General features: G+C 46.0%; 12 protein-coding genes. 1 reads left to right on the top strand and 11 read right to left on the bottom strand.

Annotation, left to right across the window (positions count from 1 at the left end):
* Positions 1-14: 14 nt before the first annotated feature.
* The 3 genes from QUA01_RS19240 to QUA01_RS19230 all read right to left on the bottom strand — a co-directional run bounded on the left by QUA01_RS19240 (position 15) and on the right by QUA01_RS19230 (position 1,893).
* Positions 15-365: a DUF5615 family PIN-like protein gene (locus QUA01_RS19240; protein ID WP_333025501.1), complete on the bottom strand. Its 351-nt coding sequence runs from the start codon at positions 363-365 to the stop codon at positions 15-17.
* 9 nt (positions 366-374) lie between these two features.
* Positions 375-704 (bottom strand): DUF433 domain-containing protein, encoded by a 330-nt coding sequence (locus QUA01_RS19235; RefSeq protein ID WP_333091906.1) that lies wholly within the window; start codon positions 702-704, stop codon positions 375-377.
* A 166-nt stretch (positions 705-870) separates the two neighbouring features.
* On the bottom strand, positions 871-1,893 hold the full coding sequence (locus QUA01_RS19230) for an ABC transporter ATP-binding protein (protein WP_333091908.1): 1,023 nt from the start codon (positions 1,891-1,893) through the stop codon (positions 871-873).
* A gap of 1,025 nt (positions 1,894-2,918) precedes the next feature.
* Between QUA01_RS19230 and QUA01_RS19225 the strand changes: the two genes are divergently transcribed.
* Positions 2,919-3,209 carry a transposase gene (locus QUA01_RS19225; RefSeq protein ID WP_333114279.1) on the top strand — a complete coding sequence of 97 codons (291 nt, stop codon included), beginning with the start codon at positions 2,919-2,921 and terminating at the stop codon, positions 3,207-3,209.
* 178 nt (positions 3,210-3,387) lie between these two features.
* On the opposite strand, the gene QUA01_RS19220 is transcribed toward QUA01_RS19225, so the two are convergent.
* From QUA01_RS19220 to QUA01_RS19185, 8 genes are all read right to left on the bottom strand, one after another.
* The gene (locus QUA01_RS19220) at positions 3,388-4,764 is read right to left on the bottom strand and encodes an aspartate aminotransferase family protein (RefSeq protein ID WP_333091910.1); all 1,377 of its coding nucleotides are present in this window, start codon (positions 4,762-4,764) and stop codon (positions 3,388-3,390) included.
* Positions 4,765-4,823: 59 nt separating this feature from the next.
* Complete coding sequence (locus QUA01_RS19215; protein ID WP_333091912.1) at positions 4,824-9,164, bottom strand: non-ribosomal peptide synthetase family protein; 4,341 nt, start codon at positions 9,162-9,164, stop codon at positions 4,824-4,826.
* A gap of 191 nt (positions 9,165-9,355) precedes the next feature.
* A complete protein-coding gene (locus tag QUA01_RS19210; RefSeq protein WP_333091914.1) occupies positions 9,356-15,091 on the bottom strand; it encodes a non-ribosomal peptide synthetase in 5,736 nt (1,911 codons plus the stop codon).
* A complete protein-coding gene (locus QUA01_RS19205) occupies positions 15,088-18,327 on the bottom strand; it encodes a non-ribosomal peptide synthetase (RefSeq protein WP_333091916.1) in 3,240 nt (1,079 codons plus the stop codon). The genes QUA01_RS19210 and QUA01_RS19205 overlap by 4 nt, the downstream gene beginning before the upstream one ends.
* Before the next feature lie 22 nt (positions 18,328-18,349).
* Complete coding sequence (locus QUA01_RS19200) at positions 18,350-19,399, bottom strand: TauD/TfdA family dioxygenase (RefSeq protein ID WP_333091917.1); 1,050 nt, start codon at positions 19,397-19,399, stop codon at positions 18,350-18,352.
* A gap of 291 nt (positions 19,400-19,690) precedes the next feature.
* Positions 19,691-21,241, bottom strand: a complete 1,551-nt coding sequence (locus QUA01_RS19195) for a condensation domain-containing protein (protein WP_333091919.1) — start codon at positions 21,239-21,241, stop codon at positions 19,691-19,693.
* On the bottom strand, positions 21,228-22,916 hold the full coding sequence (gene panP, locus QUA01_RS19190; protein ID WP_333091921.1) for a pyridoxal-dependent aspartate 1-decarboxylase PanP: 1,689 nt from the start codon (positions 22,914-22,916) through the stop codon (positions 21,228-21,230). The genes QUA01_RS19195 and panP overlap by 14 nt, the downstream gene beginning before the upstream one ends.
* Positions 22,917-23,012: 96 nt before the next feature.
* Positions 23,013-26,285: an amino acid adenylation domain-containing protein gene (locus QUA01_RS19185; RefSeq protein ID WP_333091922.1), complete on the bottom strand. Its 3,273-nt coding sequence runs from the start codon at positions 26,283-26,285 to the stop codon at positions 23,013-23,015.

Raw genomic sequence — 26,285 nt, 5'->3', positions numbered from 1 at the left:
TATCTAGCTAATTGTTACAATGGTAGATACAAAACAACTCCTTTCCACTCCGATTGTTCGCTACAGTTAACCAGCACCAGAAGTTCATCAATAGCCTGTCTAACTGGCATTCGATCGTTAATTATAAACAAACCTGACATTTGTTCCTTATCCCTCAACTGTTCGTAAGCCAAATCGGGCATAGTTGCTCGGTCATGGCTTAACACAATGCGATCGTTCTGGGCCGCCCAGTTGAGAATTGTTGGATCGTCAGCTTCTCGCAAACCAACATCCTGAACGCGAAGCAAGTCAAGGTCTGGCTGACGCAGGAAAAGCCCTCGAACAATATCGCCATTAAAATTTTCATCGCTCAACAGCCGCAGCATAGTTAATCCTCAAGATTGTTTTTGGGCTAACAAGCGCGATCGCACAACACTGAGATCGGGTTGAATATCCAACAAACGCTGACGGACGGAATCTGCTAATTGCTCGCGATAATTGAGATAAGCTTCTACTGTTTCTTGGTGTCGGAGATAATAGCCGATCGCACTATAGACATCGGACAATGACACAGTTGAATAACGCTGCACAATTGATTCCGGCGACGCACCATCCTGAAAAGCTCGAATCACCAATTCCAGCAAAACTCTTGAATTTCCCACCCGAATAGCACCTGTTGCATCTTCTCGGAAAGGAGGCGCTTCAACTTCTAAAACAAGATTCATTTATTAATATCCTCCAAAATTACCATCGTATTCAACCGCCGAATCATCTTAAATAGGACTAAGGCAAAAGAAACCCGGTTTCTTAAAAAAATCTGGTTTGGCGACGAGAAATCTGTAAAGAAACCGGGTTTCTGACCCCGCGCGTGGAGCTTCCAATTAAACTAAATTACGATCGCATCGCCTGTTTTTGCTCCGCCTTCAAATCGCGGTTGCTAGCAGCAGCCAACTCGGCATCCAACAGCGTCTTACCAGTCGCCGCCAAATACACATCATCCAAACTCGGCCGAGATTGAGCAATCCCAAAAGTAGGAAGTCCCGCATCTTTCAAAGCTTGCTGAATTGTCACCAGCGCATCGCTTTGCGGTGTTACTACTAAATTGAGAGAATTTCCTTGAGCCGTATTGACAATTACTTCTTGCACAAAAGGCAGCGATTGCATTAGATTTTTAGCTTTTTCGGCTTCTTCGATCGGCGAAAACTCCCGAATCCGCAGAGTCACCCGATCGCCCCCAACCCGATTTTTCAACTCCTCCGGCGTGCCCTGTGCAATCACCGTACCCTTGTCAATAATCGCCACGCGATCGGCCAAAGCGTCAACTTCTTCGAGATAGTGACTCGTAATCAAAACCGTCGTACCTTCCTCGCGCAAGCGCCGCAGGAAATCCCAAACAACCAACCGACTTTCAATATCGAGCCCGACAGTCGGTTCGTCTAACACCAAAACATCCGGCTGGTGAAGCAACCCAGCAGCCAAATCCAAGCGCTTGCGGATACCGCCGGAATACGTACCAGTCTTTTTATTTTCCCACTCCTCCAAACCGAGGAGTTTCACCATTTCGTCAATCCGCCCTTTAATCGTAGGGCGGGGCAAATGGTAAAGCGCCGCTTGCAGTTGCAGGAGTTCCCGGCCCGTCAACACCTTATCGAGAGCCACTTCTTGAGCCACATAGCCTAGTCTCTGTCGAGCAATTCTCGGCTGGCTGACAGCGCAAATGCCAGACACTTCAATGCGTCCGCTGTCTGGCGATGTTAAAGTACAAAGTACCCGCAGGGTAGTGGTTTTACCAGCACCGTTGGGCCCTAGCAAACCAAATATTTCCCCCGGTTCTACCTTGAAGGAAACATCTTTAACGGCTTCTACAGTGCCGTAGCGTTTCTGAAGATTTTCAATTAAAACGGCGGGAGCCATATATTTTGGGGATGAACTGGTTGTTAATATTTTGACACTTCCGGGCTCAAATTGCCGGAATCTCGAAATTCAAAGCCCAAGTCTCCATAGAAACCGGGTTTTTTGGCGAACCCGCGCATCTCAACCTTTAATCCCTCTCCACAACCTAATTTGTTTAAGATTGATGCGCCGAGGCAGAAACCGGTTTTTTTTAACGAACCCGCGCATCTCAACCTTTAATCCCTGTCCAAAACCCGGTTTCTTTAATATTTATGCGCCAGTTCTGATTTCTTTTCTCGGTTATTGATGTTTTTATCAAAAAAAATGGAGTTAACTATAACTTCTTATACCATTTTTATAAAGTTATGATAGATTTATATAAAGTAAAGGAGAACATTAAAATGTCTGGTTGTCCTCATATAAAGATTGCCGAACCTGTAGAAGTATTGCTAAAGATTAGGAAACAACCAAAAAAAATTTTATCATATAATAAAGTTCAAATGCTTTATTTATTTCAATCAACAAAAGTAGAAACAGTCCGAGAAATATCGTAGATTTTGGGTAAAAGTGAAACCACAATTCATCGCTGGCTCTTTCAATATAAAGAGGGTGGTCGGGAAAACTTGTTAAAAAATCGGCAGATTTTTGGCAGACCCAAGAAGTTTTCAGTTGACGTAGCGGCTGCATTACAACAATAATTGAGAGAACCCGAAGGATTTTCCCGTTATAAAGAAGTTCATCTCTGGCTCTGGCCGATCAAAGAAATACCTAGTAGTTATCAAGCTGTATACTCCTTGGTTAAAGGGGAGTTGAAAAGTAAATCGAAAATCCCAAGAACCCGCAGTAGGAAACAAAAGCCAACGGCAATCAATAAATTCAAGAATAGCCTGCCTCAAACAATCAAAGCCTTTTGCTGGATCGAGTTCCTGACCAAGTAAAGAAATACAAGAAAGTTCTGTTTTGGTGCAGTGACGAAACTCGATTAGGACTACATAAAATTCAGAGACGAAGGATAACACTACGGGGTATAAAGCCCGTAGAAGAACATCAATAGAAATTTAAATTTTTCTGGCATTAGGTCGCAGTATCCCCATCTACTGGAAGAAGTTGTTTTTTGGGAGTTTCCCCATTTAGATAAAGTTTGTTTTCAAGCATATTTGCAACAATTGTCGCTTCAATATCCCGATGAATTGCACATTATTCAAGTCGATAATGCTCCCGGTCATCTTTTAAACACATCTGAATTGCCAGACAATATTATTTTACTATTTCAGCCTCCTCATTGTCCTGAAGTAAATCCCACAGAAAGAGTGTGGGAATACATCAAAGAATTTTAAGCGAAAGTTAGTTGTTAGTAATCTTGACGAACTCCGCGTAAAAGTTCAGGAAATCTTAGCATCTTTAACGAATCATGTCATTGGTTTTCTCACAGGATGGTCTTGAATTTTACATTCTTTATCTCTAGCACATCTTTAAAAAAATGGTGTTAGTTTGGCATGGTAAGTAAGGAAGAGCCTAAACAACTTCTGCTTGGGGATGAGAAGAAACCGGGAAAAAGCCTCCTTCGCGCATTTCTTGAATACTCTCTTTAACAGCCTGAATGATGCGATCGATGTCTTCATTAGTGTGAGCGGTGGAGAGAAAGCAGCTACGACCTTCGGATATGAAAATACGCTTTTCGAGTAAGTGAAAAAGTAGCGGATCTATCTCAACGGATGCAGCAGCGCGAAATTGCGATCCGAAATTTACAAGCCAGACAGAGACTTCATTCTCTTTGAAATAAGTATTCAGGGTTTCAACTAGCTGCGAAGTTCGCTGATTCAACTGCTGCTGAAGGGCTGGGCCTTGATTTTTAAGATAGCGCAGCACGGAACGCGCAGCGGCCAGAGCAAGTGGGTGCTTGCAAAAAGTGCCAGCAAAAATTGTGGTTTTTATCTGGGGGTAGGAATCATCGCCGTAGTTCCACAAACCGCCGTCAATTTTATCCATATAAGCAGCTTTTCCAGCGATAATTCCAATGGGCATACCGCCCCCGACAATTTTGCCATAAGTTGCAATATCTGCCTCAATGCCAAACCACGCCTGCGCCCCGCCTTGATGAATTCGGAAACCAGTAACCATTTCATCAAAAATCAGCGCAATTTCTGATTCTTTTGTTAATTGCCTGAGTTGCTGGAGAAATTTTTTGGGTTGCAAATCGAGACGGCGGCTTTGCACCGGCTCCACGAGAACCGCCGCTAATTCGTGCTGGTGAGCTTTGATAATTTCCAGGGCATGAGGGCTTCCGTAATCCAAAACTAAAACATCTTCAATAAAATTAGCGAGAATTCCTGGCGCTTTTGGAATGGTGCATAAATCGCCATTTATCTTTTTTACAACGGCGAGAGTTCCGTCAAAATGACCGTGATAAGAACCCGAAAACAAAGCAATTTTATTGCGTTTAGTTGCCGCTCTAGCTAATCGTAAAGCTGCCATCACTGCTTCGGTGCCGGTATTAGAAAAAGCGACGCGCTCCATCCCCGTCAGTTCGCAGATTAATTCTGCAACTTCTCCGGCAAGGTCTGCTTGAGCGCCAATCTGCACACCGCGATCGAGTTGCTCTAATAGGGCTTCTTTAATAAAGGGCGGATTATGACCGAAAAGATTGATGCCAAATCCCATTGTGATATCGATGTATTCGTTGCCATCAACATCCCACATTTTAGAGCCAAGCGAGCGATCGGCGACAATGGGATAAAACATCTCCTTGACGGGAAAGCGAAACCCATCTGAAGCCCGATTGTCCGCGAGAACCGGACGGTATTTTTGCGCGAAATTCTTAGAGGTTTTTGTGCGATCGGTGTAGCGCTCTATCAGCGCTTTCATGTGTCTTTGCTGCAATTGTTCGTTCATTTTGAATTTTCCAGAGATTGAGTCAGGTAGGGGCGCAATGCTTTGCGCCCTTACAAGTTTTAATTGCGGCTACCTATCAAGCCAGAATCGACGAGATAGGAAAAATAAGTCCGAAACAAACTCACATCGGCTTGCGGGCAGATAATGTCAGTTCCCGAAAGTCCCTTCAACGCATTCTGGCAATCGAATTGCAGCGTGGCAGATTTAGCCATTTCTGCTTCCGAAACTTTTTCGGAGAAAAGACCGACTAGCGGGTACAAAGCATGATCGGGAGAATTTCCAGCGCGATTGATTATTTCTGCTTGCCAAGCCTCAGACGAAACTCGTTTGATTTGATAACCCATTGAGCAAATCCAGCCAAGCAATTCACTCATCTGAAAGGACTGAGGGTTGACTAAATGAAAAGTCTTTCCGAGCAATTCTTTTTGGCTCGAAAGATGAACGATCGCTCGGCTCACATAGTCAACAGGCGCTATATTCATCAGCTTATCGTCATCGGGAGTACATCCAAGTTGCACGCAACCAGCGATTAACCTGTATAGTAAATCGCTGGGATTGCAAGCCCCTGTTTTGCTATCCCCAGAAATGCGACCTGGCCTGTAAATGCTAACAGGAATTCCCCGATCGCGCGCGACCTCTACTAACTTTTCTGCCACCCACTTAGTCTGAGTGTAAGCGCCTTTTAAACCCTCTCCCGGAGTCAGTTCATCCTCCTCTCGCACGAGCTTAATCCCAGATTCTCCCATTGCCGAGAAAACGGAAATCGTAGAAATTAAATGGACTGGTTTTAGCTTACTTTGACTCGCCAATCTCAGAACTTCCTGCGTCCCCAAAACGTTAGGGGGTTTGAGAACCGAGTAGGGATAAGTAAACTTGACAAACGCGCCATTGTGGTAAATGACATCAATTTTACTGGCTAAAACTCCGAACTGCTCCTCGGAAAGCCCCAAAAGTGGTTGAGACAAATCTCCAGCAATTGGGATAATGCGATCGCTGCTGCTTTCATCCCAAATTAAATAGGATTCGAGGCTGCTTTGAATCCGCTTTTTAGCTGATTCTGAATCGGCAGAACGGACTAGGCAATAAATTTCTGCTTGAGTTTGTTGCAAGAGGTCGCGGAGTAAAAAGGCTCCCAAAAAGCCCGTCGCCCCTGTTAAGAGAATGCAAGCTGGTTCAGTTTTTGGATCGCTCAATGGAGTTGCAGGGCGAATTGCCGGATCTAAAACAACTTCAGCGTTAATATCGAAACTTGCAGTGCGATCGCCCGCTGTGTTGCCCTCTTGTTGCATTTCGATCTTTTCAGCTAAACCAGCTACAGTAGGAGCTTCAAACAAAACGCGCAAAGGCAATTCCACCTGAAAAATTTCTCGCACTTTGGCTAACAACTGAGTAATCAGTAATGAGTGTCCCCCCAAGTCAAAGAAATTGTCGTGAATTCCTACCTTTTGAAGGTTGAGAAGCTGGCTCCAAATTTCGGCAAGAATCTCCTCACCGGGAGTGCGAGGGCCTACAAACGTATCTGTAAAATTGGCTGCTATGGACGGTGCAGGAAGCGCTTGACGGTCTATTTTGCCATTGGGAGTCAGTGGCAGCGCTTTCAGAACCACAAAAGCAGAAGGTATCATGTATTCGGGCAGCTTTTCTTTGAGGAATGAACGCAGGCTTTCAATCAGTTGTGAGTCCTGAATGCTGGGTTTTGATTGAGAAACAATATAGGCGACTAAACGCTGATTTCCCGGTTCATTTTCTTGAAGTAAAACGGCTGCCTCGCGTACAGAGGGATGATGAGACAGCCCCGCCTCAATTTCCCCTAATTCAATGCGGAAACCTCGCAGCTTTACTTGGCGATCGACGCGATCGATAAATTCTATATTTCCGTCTGGCAAATAGCGAGCTAAGTCGCCAGTTTTGTAAAGTCGAGTTTCCGGTTCCTGAGTCAATGACTTGCAAATAAATTTTTCTGCAGTGAGTTCTGGTTGGTTTAGATAGCCGCGAGCCAATCCCGCCCCAGCAATATATAATTCACCGGCTACCCCTACAGGAACTGGCTGCAAGTGCGAATCGAGCAAATAAATCTGCGTGTTGGGTAGCGGGCGACCTAAAGGAACTGTCTGGGAAATGCGATCGCCTTGCATTTTTACCTGATAAGTCAGCACGCCTACAGTTGTTTCTGTCGGCCCGTAATGGTTGAAGATCGAGCAGTCTGGATTGTATTTCTGAATTGTTTCAATTAAATTCCACATCAAAGGCTCACCGCCGAGAATTAATCGCTTTTTCGGTAAGATTTGCGAGGCGTTATCAGCGCTCAACAAAGCTTTTAAGTGAGAGGGAACAATTTTAAGACAATCGATAGAATGTTGCTGAAAATAAGCCGCAATTGCTTGAGGATCTGTTGCGCGTTCTTGAGAGATGATGTGCAGGCATCCACCCGAACACAACGCCGGAAAAATAACGGTGTTTCCCAAGTCTGCGGCGAAGGTAGAAACGGTGGCATAATTTGCACCTGATGGCAGGTTTAATTTTTCCTGAATTCCGTGCAGGTAATTGAGCAGTTGTCGGTGTTCAATGGCGACTCCTTTGGGGGTGCCGGTGGAACCGGAGGTATAGATAATGTAAGCTAAATTTTCACCAGAAGCAGAGACGAAATTAGTAGGAGAAAAAGAGGGAATGTCTGTATCTAAGCACAGGATATATGCCTTAGTTTCAGGCAAACTTTTGATGAGATGCTGTTGGGTTAACAGCACTGGAGTCTGAGCGTTTTGCAGCATCAATGCTAGGCGCTCTTTGGGCATGGCTGGGTCGATCGGTAGGTACGCGCCACCTGCTTTGAGGATGCCTAGAATTCCAGCGATCGCCTCTAAAGAGCGATCGACGCAAAGGCCGACAATCACCTCTGGCTTGACACCTAATTGCTGCAAGTAATGGGCGATTTGGTTAGCGCGGGCGTTGAGTTCGCTGTAGGTAATTTGCTCATTTTCACAAACAGCAGCTATACGGTTGGGCGATCGCTCTGCTTGTTCTTCAAATAACTGGTGAACGCACTTATCGAGCTGGTAATCTGCTTTTGTGCTGTTGAATTCTACTAATAATTGATTTCGGGCGCGATCGCTCAGCATTTCGAGCTTGCCGATTGCGGTTTGTGGGTTGCTGGCTACACTTTGCACTAAGGCGTAAAATTGCTCTGCCAAGCACCGGATACTGTTGTCTGCAAGGAAGATAGGATCGTAGTGAAACTCAGCGGCAAGCGAGTCATTTTGGCGGTTGCAAGAGAGTTTAACTTTGAAGCGATCGCAGCACGCATACTGCTTGTAAATCGAAAAAGATGTGCCAGCAGCGGCATACTTTTCGAGTTGTTCCTCAAACTCGAAACCAAATGGAAAGCCGGAAGAGTTGCCTAGATATTCGTGGGAGAAATATTCTTGATACTTGTATGCTTCGCGTTCTTCCTGCTGAATTTGCTGCAAAGTTTCCGCGAAGGAAAAGTTTTCTGTTAGTTGGCTCGACAGCGGTAAAAATTTGGCAAACAGCCCAAGCGCTGGCTCTAGTTCTTCGTATTTTCGACCGTCGAATGCCACGCCAACAGCGATGTCTGATTGGTCAATCAGCCGCCAGAGCAAAATTTTCCAGCAAGCGAGCAAGAATGTAGAAAGTGAGGTGTTGTACTGGCGGGCAAGATATTCCACTTTTCCCAGCAAAGCTGACTCTAATTTGACCTCAAAAGATTGGGGAGTAAATTGAGCTGGCGCGTTAATTAATCTATTTTCAAACGGCAACCTTAAACTCGCTAGCGCTGAAAAATTATGCCCAGTCCAGTATTCTTTGCCGTCCGCCGCTTCCTCATCTTCGAGCAATTCATTTTGCCATTCGGAAAATTGAATGTATTGCACAACTTCATCGGTAATTTCTTCGCCGTGAAGGCAGGCGGCATAGCACTGGCTGATTTCTTGAACCAGATTTTTTAGTGTGCGACTATCGGCGCACAGTGCGGGCAAACTAACCAGTAAAATATGCCTCTCAGATGAAAGTCTAATTAAAGACAAGTGCCAAACAGGATTGCGATCGAAGTTGAATAAAGCGCTCTTTTCTTGCTGAAAAATCTCTTCAATTTTGGCTTCTTGCTCCTGGGGAGTCACTTCACTTAAGTTAACCCAGTTCCACGAAACAGAGCTATGTTCGGAGATAACTTGTATAGGAGTTTTTAGCCCGGTCTTTCGCTGAAAGCTTGTGCGGATAATTTCGTGGCGATCGCTAACTTTTTCTAAAGCTTTCTTTAGGTTATCAGTTTGAAGAATTCCCTCGATAAGAATAGCAGATTGAACGCGATAAGCCGGGCTGTCTTGCTGGAACAGCCACAGATATTTTTGCTGGGGTGAAAGCCGAAATCCATTAATTGTTTGCATTGTTCCTCTTTATCAAAGCACTACTTTATTCTCGTTACCTTTGCCTGGAAGAGATGATATTATGCCCGATCGATTGACTATAATCTCCCGGTCGGGCGGGTTTTTGAGATTGTCAATTATTGGCAAATATTGTTGGTGAACCCGCCCCTACCTGATTTCTGGCAATCGACCGGACATGATATGAAAGGGAATTAAATTCCTGATTCAGGAATCATTTCGCCCATCGCTACAACAATTTTTCGCGAACCGATAAATGGATTGCGACTGTGAGCGGCAAGCATATTATCTAGCATTAAGATGTCTCCTGCTTGCCAGGGAAAACTAACAGCAGCTTGCGCGTACACTGCCTGAATTTCTGCCATTACCGAGTCTTCAATAGGAGTGCCGTCACCGTAATAAACATTGCGGGGGAGGTTCTCTTCTCCAAAAACCGAGAGCAAGGAAGCGCGGGTTGCGGCATCTAAGCAGGAAATGTGGTGCAAGGGAAGTTGATTGAAAAATACCATCTCTTTGGTTTTTGGGTGCTTGGCAATTGCGGGGCGAATTTTGCGAGTTCTCAAATTATTTCCTGCTTTCCACTCAAATTCCATCCCAGCTTGCCGGCAATATTCCTCAACTACGGATTTGTCTTCTGTTTGGAAAAAATCTTTCCAGCTTACATCGAGTCCGTCTGTGTAGTTACGAACGTACATAATTTGCTTTTGGGCAAATTTTTCTCTGAGTTTCGGGTCTAGCAACTGGTAAACTTTCCGACAATCAACGATCGGCGTTTCTCCGCCTTGTTGCGCTGGCTGAACGCAGAAAAACCAGATTTTCATCGGCCAGCGGTGCAGGTGCGAACTCTCGCTGTGAAATAAGATAGCTTTATCTGCTGGGTAAGGAGTTGAACCGTAAACTTTGCCGCTAACTCCTTCGCGTGGCAAATCCCCATACTCCCCAAATAATTCCGAACAAATTGAGAGTGCAAACTGCTCGAATGCGGAAACCACAGGGCCGATGAACCCTCGGAAAAGAATCCCTCCATGCTGTAGCAATTTTGCCTCTATAAATTCGCGGTTATTTTTCGCCCAGTCTGCGAGATCGACATCGGCTACTGCGGGTTTTGCCACTAAAGGAAAGAGTTCGTCGGGGTGCAGGTAGTCGGTTGTTATCAATTCGCCTTGTGGCAATGCCACTGGCTTGGGCTTGACGCTTTTGAACTTACTAAAATTGCTTTTTTCACGCTTTAATTCTTGCATGGCTTGTTTCTGCTTCTGGGCTTCTGTGAGTATTTCTAAAGTGTTTAAACGACTGTCAGGCTGCGCCACAATGCTGCTGAGGAGGGTTTCAAAGCGATTTGACATTTGAGCGATCGTTTCTCTGTCAAATAGATCGGAATTATACTTCCAACTGCCGACAATTCCTGTCTCTGTTTCCGAGACAAATAGCGCCAAATCAAATTTAGCCGTACCGCTATCAATTGCAACCGGCATTAAAGTTAAACCGGCCATTTCTAAATTCGGCATAGGCGCATTTTGCATGACGAATAAAACTTGAAATAGCGGTGTCTGACTCAGGGTGCGATCGGGCCGCAGTTCTTCTACCAGTTTGTCGAAGGGCAAATCTTGGTGAGTGTAAGCTTTTAATGTCACTTCGCGCACGCGATCGAGCAGTTGGCGAAATGTAGGATTGCCGCGCATATCGGTTCGCAAGACGAGGATATTGACAAAGAAACCAATTAAAGCTTCAGTCTCAACTTGTGTGCGGTTTGCCAGGTCAGTACCGACGACAATATCTTCTTGATTTGTGTAGCGATAAAGCAGCGTTTGAAGTGCTGCCAACAAGGTCATAAACAAAGTGACATTTTGTTGCCTACTGAGTGCGTTTAGCGCTTGTGAAACTTGCCAATCAAGCTGGAATTCTTGAATCTCAGCTCGATCGCTAGAAACAGCAGAACGCGGTTGTTTTGCTGGCAATTGCAGCGGGGGCAAAATTTGACCCAACTGCTGCTTCCAGTCAGCGAGTTTTGCTTCGAGAACTTCGCCTTGCAGCCAGTTTATTTGCCAAACAGCATAGTCTGCGTACTGTACAGAAAGTTCGGGTAGGGGAGAAGGTTTGCCACTGCAGAAAGCTTCATAAAGCGCCGCCACTTCCCGCACGAGTACCCCCATCGACCAGCCATCGGCTATGATGTGGTGTACTGTCACTAACAGCAGGTATTCTGTCTCGTCAAGATGTAACAATGTGACGCGCAGTAACGGCCATTTTGTTAGGTCAAAAGGCTGTCGCGCTTCTTCAGCGGCGAGTCGCATTGCCTCGGCTTCTCGTTCAGCTTGCGATAACTCTCTTAGGTTTACGATCGGCAATGTGAAATTAAAAGATGAAATAATAACCTGAGCGGGTCGTCCTTCCACCGATTTAAAAGTTGTCCGCAATGCTTCGTGTCGCTTGATAATTTCCTGAAAAGTTTGCTCTAGAACGGCTACATTGAGCGCCCCCTTCAAGCGCACGGCTGCTGGGATATTATAGGCAGGATTCCCCGGCTGCAATTGGTCGAGAAACCACAGTCGTTGTTGTGCAAAAGAAAGGGGTAATTCTCCCTGCCTTGACGCACGCTTGATGGGGGGTGCTTTCAGTTTTTGCGAGGCGCGATATTGCAAGAGGCTTTCGGTGAAAGTTGCGACGGTAGGCGATTCAAATAAAACGCGCAGGGGCAATTCAATTTGAAACGCTTCTCGCAGGCGGGCGATCGCCTGAGTAGCCAGCAATGAATGACCTCCCAATTCAAAGAAGTTATCGTGAATTCCAACGCGCTCTAAACCGAGAACTTCCGCCCAAATTTCTGCTATTAATTGCTCGTCGGGAGTTCGAGGGCAGGTAAAATTGCTCTCGAATTCTGCTGTGTTTTTGTCAGGTGCTTTTAGCGATCGCCGATCGATTTTTCCGTTAGGCGTTAAAGGCATTGCTTCCAGCAGCACAAACGCTGACGGCATCATGTACTGCGGCAGTTTTTGTTTCAGGTAAGAGCGCAAATCATTAATAAGTTCTGAGTCTTGAGTTTTGAGTTCTGAGTTAGCAACGATATAAGCTACTAAACGCTTGTCGCCCGGATTGTCCTCTCGAACCAGTGCGATCGCTTCTCGCACGGCTGGGTATTGGCTGAGTACCGCTTCAATTTCGCCTAATTCGATGCGAAATCCGCGAACTTTCACCTGGTGGTCGCTGCGCCCCATAAATTCAATGTTTCCATCTGGGAGATAGCGAGCCAAGTCCCCGGTTTTATAGAGGCGTTCTGAAAGAATAAACGATGAAGGATGAATGAAGCATGAAGCATGAATTCCGTCCTCTGCAAAGGGGTTAGGAATAAACTTCTCTGCGGTCAGTTCCGGTCGGTTTAGGTAGCCTCTAGATAAGCCGGCACCGCCGATGTGCAGTTCGCCAAATACGCCAACGGGAACCGGCATTAAATAGCGGTCTAATATGAAAATTTGAGTGTTAGCGATCGGGCGACCGATGGAAACTGATTCATCTTTGCGATCGACCTGATAGAGAGTAGACCAGATAGTGGTTTCTGTAGGGCCGTATAAATTCCACACAGCAGCGCCGCGCCAAAGCAACTGATTGGCGAGTTGTCGGGGTAAAGCTTCTCCCCCGCACAGTATTTTTAATTGATTGTTTCCCTGCCATCCTGCTGCTAAAAGCATTTTCCAACTGGCTGGAGTAGCTTGCATGACTGTCGCGCCAGAATTTGTTAATGTTTCTAACAGCTTTTCGCCGTTAGATGCCACTTCTCGGCTGGCTACAACAACGCGAGAACCTGTTGTAATAGGCAGGAACAGTTCCAGTGCTGCAATGTCAAAAGATAAGGATGTTACTGCTAGCCAAACATCTCGATCTGCGATCGCCAGTTGTTGGCGCATAGAACTCAAGAAGTTAACGACAGAGGCGTGGGAAATTTGCACTCCTTTGGGTTTACCTGTTGAGCCTGAAGTATAGATCACATAGGCTAAATTGGACGAATTTTGTAAACCCACGACTGGCTCGTCGCAGCTCGATATGCCTTCCCCATCTGCATCCAGAAACACGAGGGAGGCGCTATTTTTGGGCAGGGTTTCTAATAGCTTTTTCTGAGTGAGTAACACTGAAATTTTCGCGTCTTCCAGCATGAATCCCAGGCGCTCTGGTGGATACGCTGGATCGAGGGGAACATAAGCGCCACCGGCTTTGAGAATGCCGAGAAGCCCTACCATCATTTCTAGGGAACGCTCGACATAAATTCCCACGAAAACTTCTGGGTTGACACCGATTTTTTGCAAGTAACTTGCGAGGTTATTTGCTTTTTTGTTCAGATCCCGGTAAGTCAGACATTCATTTTCAAAAACGACAGCGATCGCATCCGGCGTCCGCTCTGTCTGCGCTTCAAATAGTTCATGTATGCACTTATCTTGCGGAAAACTCGATTGAGTGTTGTTCCACTCGAACAAAAGTTGCTGCTGTTCTGGTTTCGTCAAGATTTGCAAATTTGAAATGGGCTGTTCGGGATTAGCAGCTATACTTTCTAGTAAGGTTAGGAAATGTCCGGCTATCCGTCGTGCAGTGCTAGCGTCAAACAAATCTTGGCTATACTCAAGCGTTCCATTAATACCCTCTAATCCTTCCTCCAGGTCAAGCGCTAAATCAAATCTCGCCGTTGTCCCTTTTATTTCCAAACTGCTCAACGTCACTCCTGGCAATTTTATCTGCGACGTCGGAACATTTCGCAGAGAAAACAACACCTGAAATAGCGGATTATGACTTAAATCTCGTTCGGGCTGTAGGAGTTCTACCAGTTTCTCGAAGGGCAAATCCTGGTGGTTATACGCGCCGAGAGCTACTTCTCGCACGCGGCCCAGTAACTCTTTAAAAGTTGGGTTGCTCGACAGATTGGTGCGGAAAACTAAGGTGTTAGCAAATAAGCCAATTACTTCCTCGATTTCGCGTCGGTTGCGGTTAGCAATGGGGGATCCGACTAAAATATCTTCTTGCCCGGTGTAGCGATAGAGCAATGTTTTAAACGCTGCCAGTAGGGTCATAAATAAAGTAGCTTTTTCCCGCTGGCTTAATAGGGTTATTTCCTCTGCTATTGCTTTGGGAATGGTGAATTTATGCACTGCACCTCGGAAGGTTTGTACTGCCGAGCGGGGGCGATCTGTTGGCAAATTTAGTACAGGAAGATTGCCTCCGAGCTGTTTTTTCCAGTAAGCAAGCTGCGTCTCTAAAACTTCTCCTTGCAACCACTGGCGCTGCCAACTTGCAAAGTCTGCGTACTGTACCGACAGTTCGGGAAGGGGAGAAGGTTTGCCAGTGCAAAAGGCTTGATAAAACGTGGCGAGTTCCGGGATGAATATTCCCATTGACCAGGCATCGAAAATGATGTGGTGCGTACTCAATAGCAGCACCCAGTTTGAATCGCTCAATTGCAGCAATTTGGCACGTAATAAGGGTGCTTGTGACAAATCGAAAGCAAGCTTTGCTTCTGCGGCGATTAACCGTTCAACTTCGCGAGATCGTTCAGTTTCAGGAAGCGATCGCAAATCTATTTCTAAAATTTTCAATTCCAGATTTGAAGCGATCGCCTGAACGGGTTGCCCGTTTATTGTCTTAAAAGCCGTTCGCAAAACTTCATGACGCTTGACAAGTTCGTTGAGACTGCGATCGAGGGATTTCGCGTCGAGCGTTCCCGTCAAACGCACGCCGGCGAGGATGTGATAGGTAAAGTTGCCGGGAGTTAGTTGCTCAAAAAACCACAACCGCTGTTGAGCAAACGACAGAGGAAAAGTGTTAGACTCTCGACTTTGAGGCAGAATTTTTTCTAGCGAAACGCTTTCTTTTTTATGGTTGAGCCGCTGCAACAGCAACTCGCGCTTTTGGGGAGAAAGAGCCGCGATGCGTTCGATTAAATCACTCATTTGCTGACTCCTTGTTGGGCGAGAATTTCCTGTATTTGTGCTTCTGACAGTTGATCGAGGTCTGCTAAAACTTGAGCGAGCATTTCACTGTCTGTTTGTTCGGCTTGCTTTTGCGCGATCGCTACTGCAAAATCGGCGACTGTGGCCGACTCAAATAAACGGTGCAAAGGCAACTCGACCTGAAATGCTTGGCGCACTCTGGAAATTACTTGAGTTGCTAATAGGGAATGCCCTCCTAATTCAAAAAAGTTGTCGTAAATGCCGACTTTTTCAAGTTTGAGAACTTCAGCCCAGATAGCGGCTAAAACTTCCTCGATATTTGTGCGAGGCGCGACAAAGTTTTCTGTCAACTCCGGCCGCATTTCGTCAGGTTCTGGCAGCGATCGCCGATCGATCTTTCCATTAGGAGTTAAAGGCAAACTTTTGAGCATTACAAAAGCCCAAGGCACCATGTACTCAGGCAATTTTGTCGCTAAAAAACGGCGAAGTTCGCTGCTGCTTGGTGCTGGTTTCTGCTCAGAAATCAAATAAGCCACGAGGCGCTTTTGTGACATCTCGTCTTCTGGCGCCATAACTACAGCCTGCACGATATCTGGATGCTGCCCTAACGCTGCCTCAATTTCTCCCAATTCAATGCGGAAACCCCGGATTTTTACTTGACTGTCAATTCGCCCAATAAATTCGATGTTTCCGTCTGGCAAATAGCGAGCCAAATCACCCGTTTTGTACAGTCGTGTTTTTGCTTGCGTGTCAAATGGATTGCGAATAAATTTTTCTGGGGTTAATTCAGGGCGGTTAAGATATCCGCGCGCCAAATTATCACCGCCGATGTACAGTTCACCAGGTACGCCTATCGGCACCGGCTGCAAGTAAGAATCCAAGATATAAATCTGAGTGTTGGCAATCGGAAGACCGAGTGGAACTGTGTCAAAATCGCACCCTATTTTATCAAACTCGACTTGATAACTCAGGACACCTACAGTTGTTTCTGTTGGGCCGTAGTGATTGAATAATGAGCAAGTAGGAGCAAGATTGCGAAGTGTTTTAATTAAGCTCCAATTGGCAGATTCACCTCCTAAAATAAGCCGTTTTCCAGGCAAAATTGACTTGGGTTGAGAGGAGTTTAAAAGGGCGGCTAGATGAGAGGGAACTATTTTGAGGCAGTCGATGGGATGGCGGCAGAAATATTCACCCAGTGCCTCTGGATCGGTGGCGCGTTCTTGGGAGATAATATGCAGGCAACCGCCGAAACAAAGGGCGGGGAAAATCGCTGTGTTTCCTAAGTCGGCGGCGAAGGTGGAAACGGTAGCAAAACTGGCTTTGGCTGGTAGGTTTAATTTTTCCTGAATGCTGTGCAGGTAATTGAGCAGTTGCCGGTGTTCGATCGCGACTCCTTTGGGGATGCCAGTGGAACCGGAAGTATAGATGACGTAAGCTAAATTGCCGGCAGAAACACGCGGCGTGCAAGCGGTAGAAACAGTGGGAATGTCTGTATCGATGCAAACAATATTTGCTTGAGTTTTCGGCAAGCTTTCTATGAGCCGCTGTTGTACGAGCAAAACCTTCACCTGAGCGTCTTTTAGCATTAGCGCTTTGCGCTCTATTGGGGTCGTTGGATCGATGGGTAAATAGGCACCACCGGCTTTGAGTACGCCCAGCATTCCTACGATTGTTTCTAAGGAGCGATCGACGCAAATTCCGACAATTGACTCTGGTTCAACTCCCAAGTTCTGCAGGTGATGGGCGAGTTGATTGGCGCGATCGTTGAGTTCTCGGTAGGTGATTTGTTCACTTTCAAAGACGACGGCAATGCTGTCTGGATTGCGATCGGCTTGTTCTTCAAAAAGCTGGTGAACGCATTTATTTTTCGGGTAATCTTTTTGAGTTTGGTTAAAGTCAATGAGAAGTTGCAGCCGATCGCGATCGCTAAGTATATTTAACTGACTAATGGGAATTTGTGGACTTTTTACTGCACTTTCTAATAGTGCCTGAAAGTGTTTTGACAAGCGTTTGATATCTTCAGCTTCAAATAAAGCCGGATCGTAGCAAAAATCGGTGATTAAGCAATTGCCTCGTGAAAGACAGGAAAGTTTAAGTTTGAATGGCTCTAGGCAGGCATCTTGCCGATCGAGGAAAAATGAAACGCCAGACTCGCCATATTTCTCTGGCTCTGTTTCACACTCAAAGCAGATGGGCAAAAAAGCGTTACTTTTATCGGATTCTAGAGTTTCTTCCCAGGTAAAATATTCTTGCCAAGTGTGAATATCTTTGAGATTTAGCTCAACTTGTCGCCAAACTTCTGCAAAACTGAATTCGTCTTGCAAGTCGCAATGTAGCGGTAAATAGGTACTCAACAGCCCCAGAGAGTGTTCTAATTCTTCATATTTCCTGCCGTTTCCAGTTACGCCGACTATCAGGTTTGGCTGTCTGGTAAGCCGCCAAATTAAAATTTGCCAACAAGTCAGCAGGAATGTAGAAATATCGCTTTGGTGTTTTTGCGCGATCGCTTCCAGGCTGTTCAACAAATCACCCCGAATTTCCACCCTTTCTACTAGCGGCTTAAATTCCGCTTCTGTATTCTTCTTTTCCCAAGGAAGCGTTAATAAATCCCAAGATTCAAGGTTCAGCTTTCGCCAGTATTCTTTGCCGATTGCCGTTTCTTCTGATTCGAGTAACTCATTTTGCCACTCAGCAATATCGGCATATTGCATTGGCTCATCGGCTGGTTCTTCTTGGCACGTATAAGCTGAGTAGGAAAGACTGAGTTCGCGGGTAAAATTTTTCATGGTGACGCTATCTGCAATTAAGGCAGAGAAGTTCGCCAGCAATAGGTGCTTGTCTTGGGCCAGAGTGACTAAAGAGATGTGCCAAAGTGGGCCGCGCTCAAAATCAAAAGGAAGCAGGTTTAGTTGCTCAAAAAGCGCTGCGATTTTAGCTTCTTGTTCTTCGGGAGACAAACCGCTGAGATTGTGTTCCGAGATAGGAACTTCACCAGTGCTGGCGATCGCTTGCAGGGGTAGTGTCATCCCAGGCAAGCAGTGAAAGCTAGTACGCAGGATTTCGTGCCGATTCACGACATTTTGGAGCGCCTTTTTCAGAATCTCTCGATCGAGGTTTCCTGAAATTAAAATTGCACCTCGAACACGATAGATCTGTTGAGAATTATTTTGCTGTAACCCCCACAAATGTCGTTGCTGTGGAGAGAGTCTAAACCCTTCGATTGTTTCGTTTTGCATTTCTAAAGTTCCTTTAATAAGCCTAACTATCTTGACAGCTAAACGCTTCTGCCATACCGACAACAACCCGACGCGAACCAGAAAATGGCGTGCGTCCGTGCGCGGCTAGCATATTATCTAGCAGCAAGACATCTCCTTCTTCCCAAAGAAAAACAGTTGTTTCTTGCTGATAGCAGCGACGAATTTCGTCTAATATAAAATCTTCAATGGGCGAGCCATCGCCGTAATAAGCATTGCGGGGTAAATCTTCCTGCTTAAAAGAAGTTAAAAGCTCTTTGCGAACGGCGGGTTCGAGATTGGAAATGTGGAAGAGGTGAGCTTGATTAAACCACACCATTTCCTGCGTTTTTGGGTGCTGGGCGACAGCTTGACATATTTGGCGAGTTTTCAAGCCCTCGTTACTTTTCCATTCTAACTCAATTCCCGCTTTTTTGCAATACTCTTCTACCTCAATTTTGCTATCAGTATTGAAGACATTTTGCCAGGGTAAATCTACGCCACCGCCGTAATTTCGCACATACATAACCTTTTTCTGGGCAAACGTTTCTCTAATCTTTGAATCCAGGCTTTCAAACACTTTGCGGCTGTTAGCAATCGGAGTTTCTCCTCCCTCTTCTGCTTTCCTGACGCAGAAAAAAGCGATTTTCAGCGGCCAATTTCGAGAATAAGCCATTTCATTGTGCAGGGGGATGAATTGCTCGGCAGGATACTCGGTGGAGGTGTAGATATTTCCGCTCACCTGACTGCGCGGAGTCGAGCGAAAAGAATATTCCAACAAGTCGCCAGCAATAGTTTGAATAAACTGCTCGAAACCATTCACCCCGGCGACTTCAAAGCCTCGAAAAAGTATTCCTCCATGCTTCCATAACTGCTTTTCAATTGATGAGCGATTGTTCTGTGCCCAACCTGCGAGATTTAATTTTTCTACTGTTGGCTGAACAACTAGAGGTAGAAGGTTTTCCGGCTGGAGGTAGGCGGTTTTGACTAATTCCTCTGAGGAGAGGCTGACGGCTTTGCGCCTAACCGATCCTAACTTTTGGGAATTGAGATTCTTTGTTTCTGTATTTGTCATAGTTTTTGGTTTGGTGAGGATTTTATCCCTTTTTCCCGAAAAAACCTGAGAGATGGAGATCAATTCCGGTAGCATCGGCATAGTAAAATTCAGTCAACAGTCAACAATCACAGATGGTGCAACCGGAATCCATCTAATTCATCTGCGTTAATCTGTGTTAATCTGCCTGTATCTGCGGTCAAAAAAAGAGAATTTATTAACCGCAGATGACAATGGATTGACGCTGATTCACGCAGATGTCGAGAAGAGAGATAGGAATAATTCCGATGCTAACAGATTTGATATGAGCCATCATTTTAAACTTTTCATAACTTTGCGTTTAGCCATTTTTAATTTTTGAATTCCCGAAATCTGAATTTGTTTTTGCTGCTCGATTTGGTGCTGCCTTTCTGCTTCGGCAAGAATTTCTGCCAAGTCGTCGATTCTAATATCTGGCTGGATGACTATCTGGTTGAGGAGGATTTGAAAACCTCTTACGATTCGGGCAATAGTCGCAGCCTCAAATAAGTCTGTTTTGTAGTCAAATAAGCCTTGAATTCCTTCTGAAACCTCCCAGAGAGTGAGGCTTAAGTCGTGTCTCGACATACCGACATCGGATTCCAGAATGCTCAAGGTCAAACCAGCTAACTCCAGGGGTGGCATGGGTGCATTCTGGAGTACAAACCACACTTGAAACAGCGGGTTATAGCTGAGATTTCGCTCCGGCTGCAATTCCTCCACGAGCTTTTCAAAAGGAACATCCGGGTGAGCGTAAGCTGCTAACGCTACCTCGCGTGTTCGGCCGAGTAGTTCGCGGAAAGTTGGATTACCTGCGGTGTCAATTCGCAGCACTAAAGTATTGACAAAAAATCCAATCAGTTCCTCTAATTCAAGGCGGTTGCGATTGGCAATGGGAGAGCCAATAGCGATGTTATCCTGCTTTACTTGGCAGCATAGCAAGGATTGAAATGCTGCCAACAACTTCATGAATAGGGTGACATCTTGTTGCTGGGCGAGGGTTTTCAGCCTTTCATTTAAAGAAGCAGAAATCACAAAAGATTGCTGCGATCCTCGGAAACTTGGCACGGGAGAGCGCTGCTTATCCGTTGAAAGTACAGCTAAACCGCCTGCCAATTGCTGTTTCCAATAAGCGAGCTGTTTTTCTAATTTCTCTCCTTGGAAATGCTGCCGCTGCCAACTGGCGAAGTCGGCATACTGTACGGGAAGTTCCGGCAGCCCAGAGGGTTTGTCATTGGAAAAAGCTTCATAAAGTGCGGCCACTTCTCGCACCAATACCCCCATAGACCAACCATCAGAAATAATGTGGTGTATCGTCAGCAGCAACACATATTCTGCCGAACCAACTTGCAGCAAAGTGCCACGCAGTAAGGGATCTCGCGTTAAGTCAAAGGGGCGTTGAGCTTCTTCAAGAGTACGCTGCTCAATTTCAGCTTGCTGCTCAGTTTCTGGTAAATGTCGCAAGTTTATCACCGACAAAGCGAAATCCAAGGAAGGAGAAATTAGTTGAACAGGTTCCCCGTCCACTTCTGCAAAAGCAGTCCGTAAAACTTCGTGACGCCTGACAATTTCATTGAGTGTTTGTTGCAGTGCTGACAAATTCAATTGCCCTTGCAAATGCACAGCAGCAGGAAGGTTGTAGGCAGGGTTTTCGGGAGACAATCGATCGAGAAACCACAGCCGTTGCTGGGCAAAAGAAAGGGGAGCCGAATTTTGCTGCGATCGCCTGGGAATGCGCTGAGATTGCTCAGCCTGTGCTGCGTCTTTGCTTAATGCTTTGAGGAGGAGCGATCGCTTCTGGGGCGAGAGGTTTTTCAGCCGTTCTGAACGATTAGTAGACATCATAATTCACTTCCTCGCAGTAATCGCTGTTTGTGATAGTTAAGGAAAGCTTTGCTGCTATTTTTAGCTGGTCGTTTAAAACAAAATTGATATCTGCTTCAGTGGTGAGGGGGTTGGCAAGGACGACTCGAAAAGCAACAATGGGAATGGTTTTGCCATAACAGGTGTTTTGCAAGGTTGTTCGCGAGACGAAGGTGTGACCGGCTTGCCGCTGGGCCTCCTGGAGGCGCTCGTTAAATTGATTAATGAAGTGGTTGTCTGCTTCGGCTAGTTGTTTTTTGGCTGCTTGTTCCCTGAATGTTTCTGGAATGTAGCGGTATAAAAGAATATTAATTTCTGGTTCTAGCAGCAATTCAAATGCTGGATTTTCGCGAAGTAAATTAGCCAAGTGCTGCGTTTTATGGATGCCTGAATCTATCAAAAACTCATAGCCTTGATGGCCGATGATATTCAAGGCGGCTTGCAAGAACAAACTCGCACCCGATCGAGAGCCTTCGAGAGAGCGCTTGCCTAGATCGATCGAGTCTTTTCGCACCGTGTAGGGCGCGTTTTTTTCAATAACTTTGGCGGTTTGGGGATTGCGGAATAAAACCATGCCGATTCCCATTGGCAAATACATTTGTTTGTGTCCATCTATGGTGACGGAATCTGCTAGTTCAATGCCTGCCAATTTGTGCCGGTGACGTTCGGAAAAAAGCACGGGGCCGCCCCACGCGGCATCGACGTGAAAGTGAGCGTTTGCTTTTTGCGCGATCGCGGCTATTTCTGGAAGCGGATCGATACTTCCCGAATCGGTGCTGCCTGCAACACCGATAATTGCCAGAATGTGCAGATTGCGATCGCGACATTCGGCTACAGTTTGGCGCAGCGCTGCCAAATCCATGCGGTGATTGGAATCGGTGGGGACTTTTAGGAGATAGCGATCGCCAATGCCTAATAAACCGGCAGCCTTTTCAAAAGAATAGTGCATCAAACTCGATCCGATTATCACCATTCCCTTGTAGCCGTAAAACTCTAAAGCTGCGTACAAGCCTTCTTTTTCAATGCCACCAAAGTCATTTTTTGGGCCTAAAGAAGCGTTGCGAGCGCACCACAAAGCGGTGATATTAGCTAGGGTGCCGCCCGTTGTCATGATACCGAGCGTGCTGTCACTTTTTTGAATGTGCTGGTTATAAAAATCCTCAGAAAAATCGTAAATTAATCGGTGCATCATTGCCAAAGTCTGGCGCTCGCAGGGGCTTAAAACTTTGGCAGTTTCCATCTTGACTAAATTTTGATTCATCGCGGTTAACAGCTTCGCGATCGGGCGCACAAAATAGGGAAGTGCGCTCGTCATGTGACCGATATATCGGGGGGAAGAGGTGTGGATGGAATGAGCAACAAGGGTTTGGGTCAAATCATCGATATAATTCCCAACATCTGTAGGAAGGGCGGGAATTTTGTTTTCCTTAAACTGCTGAATAATTAACTCTAAGTCAATATCTGTACTAGCGGTTTTTGCGTACAAAAAGTCTTGAACTAAGGCAGAAATTCGCTCCTCCATTGCTTCTTCTGCCAAAAATGACTTTTCTGAGGCACTGAATAGCTCCATTAACTTTTCTTCAAGTGGGGTAACAGAGGCTTTTAATGGCTCCATTATATCTTGAGAATTTTGGGGTTTTACTGTTTGTTGAATCATCCGAATTACTCCTGTTAAATTGCCTTTTTTTATCTTCTCTTCCCCACCGAAGCCTTAATGAAAAAGAGCTTTTTGTGTTTTTTTGCCACCATACATTTACTCAGTCAGCATCACAGTTGGTGCTGACTCTCCCTCACTCTTTTCTAAAAAATCGAGCAATTTATCTATCTGGTTAGCATCGGCATTTGCCAGAATTTCTTCCTCGATTAGTTCAGCTAAATTCTGAATGGTGGGAGCGGCAAAAAAATCGCACATCGCTAACTCTACCCCAAAGCACGATCGCACTCGCGAGATTAACTGTGTTGCCATCAGAGAGTGACCGCCTAAGTCAAAAAAGTTTTGGTTAGTCCCTACTTTTTCTAGCCCTAAAAGAGCAGTCCAAATCTCAGCAATTTCTTTCTCTGTGGGCGTTTGTGGCTCAGTGAAGGCTGTTTCATCACAAACGTAATCGCACTTTTGAGATAAGGCGAGGCGGTCAATTTTTCCGTTGGGTGTTAGTGGCAACGCATCTAATAGCACAAAAGCGGAAGGCACCATGTAATCGGGCAGTTTGTGCTTCAAAAATGAACGCAGTTCGGAAATTAGTTCTGGGTGCTGATTTCTCAACCCTGAGTTAGGAACTAGGTAAGCGACTAGGCGTTGACTGCCCGGTGCATTTTCCTGAAGCAAAACAGCAGCGGTGGACACAGAAGAATGTTGAGAAAGTGCTGCCTCTATTTCTCCGAGTTCGATGCGGAAACCGCGAATTTTTACTTGGCAATCGCCACGGCCCAGAAATTCTATATTACCATCCGGCAGGTAACAACCGATATCGCCTGTTTTGAACAAAACTTTTTGATGAGTATTACCGAGAAAATCTAATTTTTCTTGCCCAAACGGGTTAGAAATGAATTTTTCCGAGGTTAAGTCGGGGCGGTTTAAGTAGCCCTGTGCCAATCCATCGCCGCCGACGTAAATCTCGCCGGGAATTCCTATGGGAACGGGTTGCAAATTGCGATCGAGCAGGTAAATTTGCGTGTTGGCGATCGGGCGACCGATTGGCACTTTCTCGACACAGTGAGTTGCATCGTACCACGTCACGTCCGCAGCTACTTCCGAAGAGCCATAAAGATTGATTAATACCCGCTGGGGCATCTGCTCTCGAAATTGCTGGCAAAGTTCCAGCGGCAGAGTTTCTCCGCTGCAAATCCAATACTTTAATTGAGGCAAACGCCTGTCTAAATCAGGGAAGGAATCTAAGATAGCGCGCAACAAAGAAGGAACTAGCACCAGTCTGGTTACATTTTGCTTTGATAAGGTTTGAAGGAATTGGTTAATATCTTTGACGGCTCGATCGCGAATAATGACAGTGGGCAACCCATGCAGCAAAGGAGCAAAGATTTCCCAAACCGAATCGACAAAATTTAAGGACGTTTTTTGACAGCAAATATCTGCTTCGATAAAAGGGTAGGGGTTCCAAAAACAGCGATTGACTGTGCCTCGGTGGGTGCCGAGTACGCCTTTGGGAGTACCTGTCGAGCCGGAAGTGTAGAGGACGTAAGCGAGGTTTTCGGCTGGCACTTTAACAGCGGGGTTGCGATCGCTCTCGCGGGAAATTTCCTGCCATTCGGCGTCGATACAGACGACTTTAGCGCTGTGTTCGGGGAGGGTTTCTAGGAGGTTTTTTTGAGTCAAAAGCACCGGAACTTTTGCGTCGGCCAGCATGAAGGATCGGCGTTCTTGGGGATAAGCAGGATCGAGAGGAACGTAAGCGGCACCGACTTTTAAAATGCCCAAAATTGCCACCAGCATCGACAGCGATCGCTCTAAACAAATTCCCACCAAAACTTCGGGTTTTACACCTAGAGATTGCAGGTAATGCGCGATTTGGTTGGCTTTGGCATTCAATTCGCGGTAAGTCAATTGTTCATTTTCGCAAATTGCAGCCACTGCATCTGGGGTTCGCTCTGTTTGTGCTGCAAATAATTCGTGAATTGAGGCATTTTTGGGGTAATCCGCTTGAGTGTCATTCCACTTAACAAGTAATTGTTGTTGTTCGGTAGCGCTCAATAAGGATAAATTGGATAGTTTTTGGTGAGGATTGGCAGCCATTCCTTCCAGTAAAGTTTGCAGGTGTCCGAGCATCCGCGCTATCGCACTGTCCTCAAAGCAGCTACGATCGAAAATAATTTTCAGCGTCAATGCCGCACCGGGCATCGCCATCACCGTTAGAGGATAATTCGTTGTTTCCAAGGAGCGAATATTCTCTACTTTTAAGTTTTCAATCTTCTCCTGCAAAGAAGCATCCGAGGGATAATTCTCAAAAACGACGAAACTCTCAAATAAAGGTAAACTCCGAGGAACTTCGCTCCACCCCTGCACCTCAATGAGGGGGCTGTACTCATACTGCCGCGCCTCAACTTGTTGCGATTGGAGTTGTTTTAAGCAGGATAAAATAACATCCTGTGGGTCAATTTTTACGCGCACTGGCAGAGGATTTACGAACAGCCCCACTACCGATTCCGCACCCATTAAATCTGGCGGTCGCCCGGAGACAACCGTACCAAAAACCACATCTTCCTCGCCGCTGTATCGGCTCAAAAGTAGCGCCCAAGCTGCCTGTACGAGGGTATTTAATGTTAGCTGATGCTGCCGCGCGGCAGATTGCAGTGCGGCGGTGGCTGTTGCACAAAATATCACCTGCTGTTCGCCACTACTTTCTAAACGGTTTCCCGCGACAATATTGCCCCGGGCGATCGCAGTTGGAGCTGCAAAACCTTTGAGAGTTTGCCGCCAAAATGACTCAGCCGCAGATAAATCTTGCTGGTGCAGCCACGCGATGTAATCCCGATAAGGGCGAGGGCGTTTGAGGTGCAATTCCTCGCCCTGGGAGAAGGCTTGATAAAATGCAAAAACTTCCTCAAGCACGATCGCCAGCGACCACCCATCTAAAACCAAGTGGTGGTGGCTCAAAATAAACTGAAAAGTATCTGCTTCTAACTGCGCCAGTGTAATGCGAATCAAGGGAGCTGATGTCAAGTCAAAGCCCTGATCTCGATCGGCTTTGAGGAATGTTTCTAACTGCTGTTGTTGTTCTGACGCAGAGAGCGATCGCCAGTTTATTTCCTGCCAAGATAATGCAGCCTGCTTACGCACCGCTTGCACGGGTTCTTTCAAATTTTCCCACACGAAACAAGTCCGCAAAATGGGATGTCGCTCTACAACTTTTTGCCAACTATTTCTAAATGCAGAAACATTGAGATCGCCGCGCAAGACGCATAGCAGTTGCCCGAAATATACGCCCGATTCTGGCTGGTAAAGGGAATGAAAGAGAATGCCCTGCTGCGCTGGAGAGAGGGGATAAAAATCTTCGATATTGCCATTGATCAT

It is taken from the genome of Microcoleus sp. S36a_B3, from assembly GCF_036700745.1.
Classification (GTDB): Bacteria; Cyanobacteriota; Cyanobacteriia; order Cyanobacteriales; family Microcoleaceae; genus Microcoleus.
This window is presented reverse-complemented; position numbering and strand designations above follow the sequence as displayed.

Coding starts and splice junctions, on each gene's coding strand:
- QUA01_RS19240 (WP_333025501.1), bottom strand. CDS start 365: ATGCTGCGGCTGTTGAGCGATGAAAATTTTAATGGCGATATTGTTCGA.
- QUA01_RS19220 (WP_333091910.1), bottom strand. CDS start 4,764: ATGAACGAACAATTGCAGCAAAGACACATGAAAGCGCTGATAGAGCGC.
- QUA01_RS19205 (WP_333091916.1), bottom strand. CDS start 18,327: ATGCAAAACGAAACAATCGAAGGGTTTAGACTCTCTCCACAGCAACGA.
- QUA01_RS19195 (WP_333091919.1), bottom strand. CDS start 21,241: ATGATGTCTACTAATCGTTCAGAACGGCTGAAAAACCTCTCGCCCCAG.
- panP (WP_333091921.1), bottom strand. CDS start 22,916: ATGATTCAACAAACAGTAAAACCCCAAAATTCTCAAGATATAATGGAG.
- QUA01_RS19235 (WP_333091906.1), bottom strand. CDS start 704: ATGAATCTTGTTTTAGAAGTTGAAGCGCCTCCTTTCCGAGAAGATGCA.
- QUA01_RS19185 (WP_333091922.1), bottom strand. CDS start 26,285: ATGATCAATGGCAATATCGAAGATTTTTATCCCCTCTCTCCAGCGCAG.
- QUA01_RS19215 (WP_333091912.1), bottom strand. CDS start 9,164: ATGCAAACAATTAATGGATTTCGGCTTTCACCCCAGCAAAAATATCTG.
- QUA01_RS19230 (WP_333091908.1), bottom strand. CDS start 1,893: ATGGCTCCCGCCGTTTTAATTGAAAATCTTCAGAAACGCTACGGCACT.
- QUA01_RS19200 (WP_333091917.1), bottom strand. CDS start 19,399: ATGACAAATACAGAAACAAAGAATCTCAATTCCCAAAAGTTAGGATCG.
- QUA01_RS19210 (WP_333091914.1), bottom strand. CDS start 15,091: ATGAGTGATTTAATCGAACGCATCGCGGCTCTTTCTCCCCAAAAGCGC.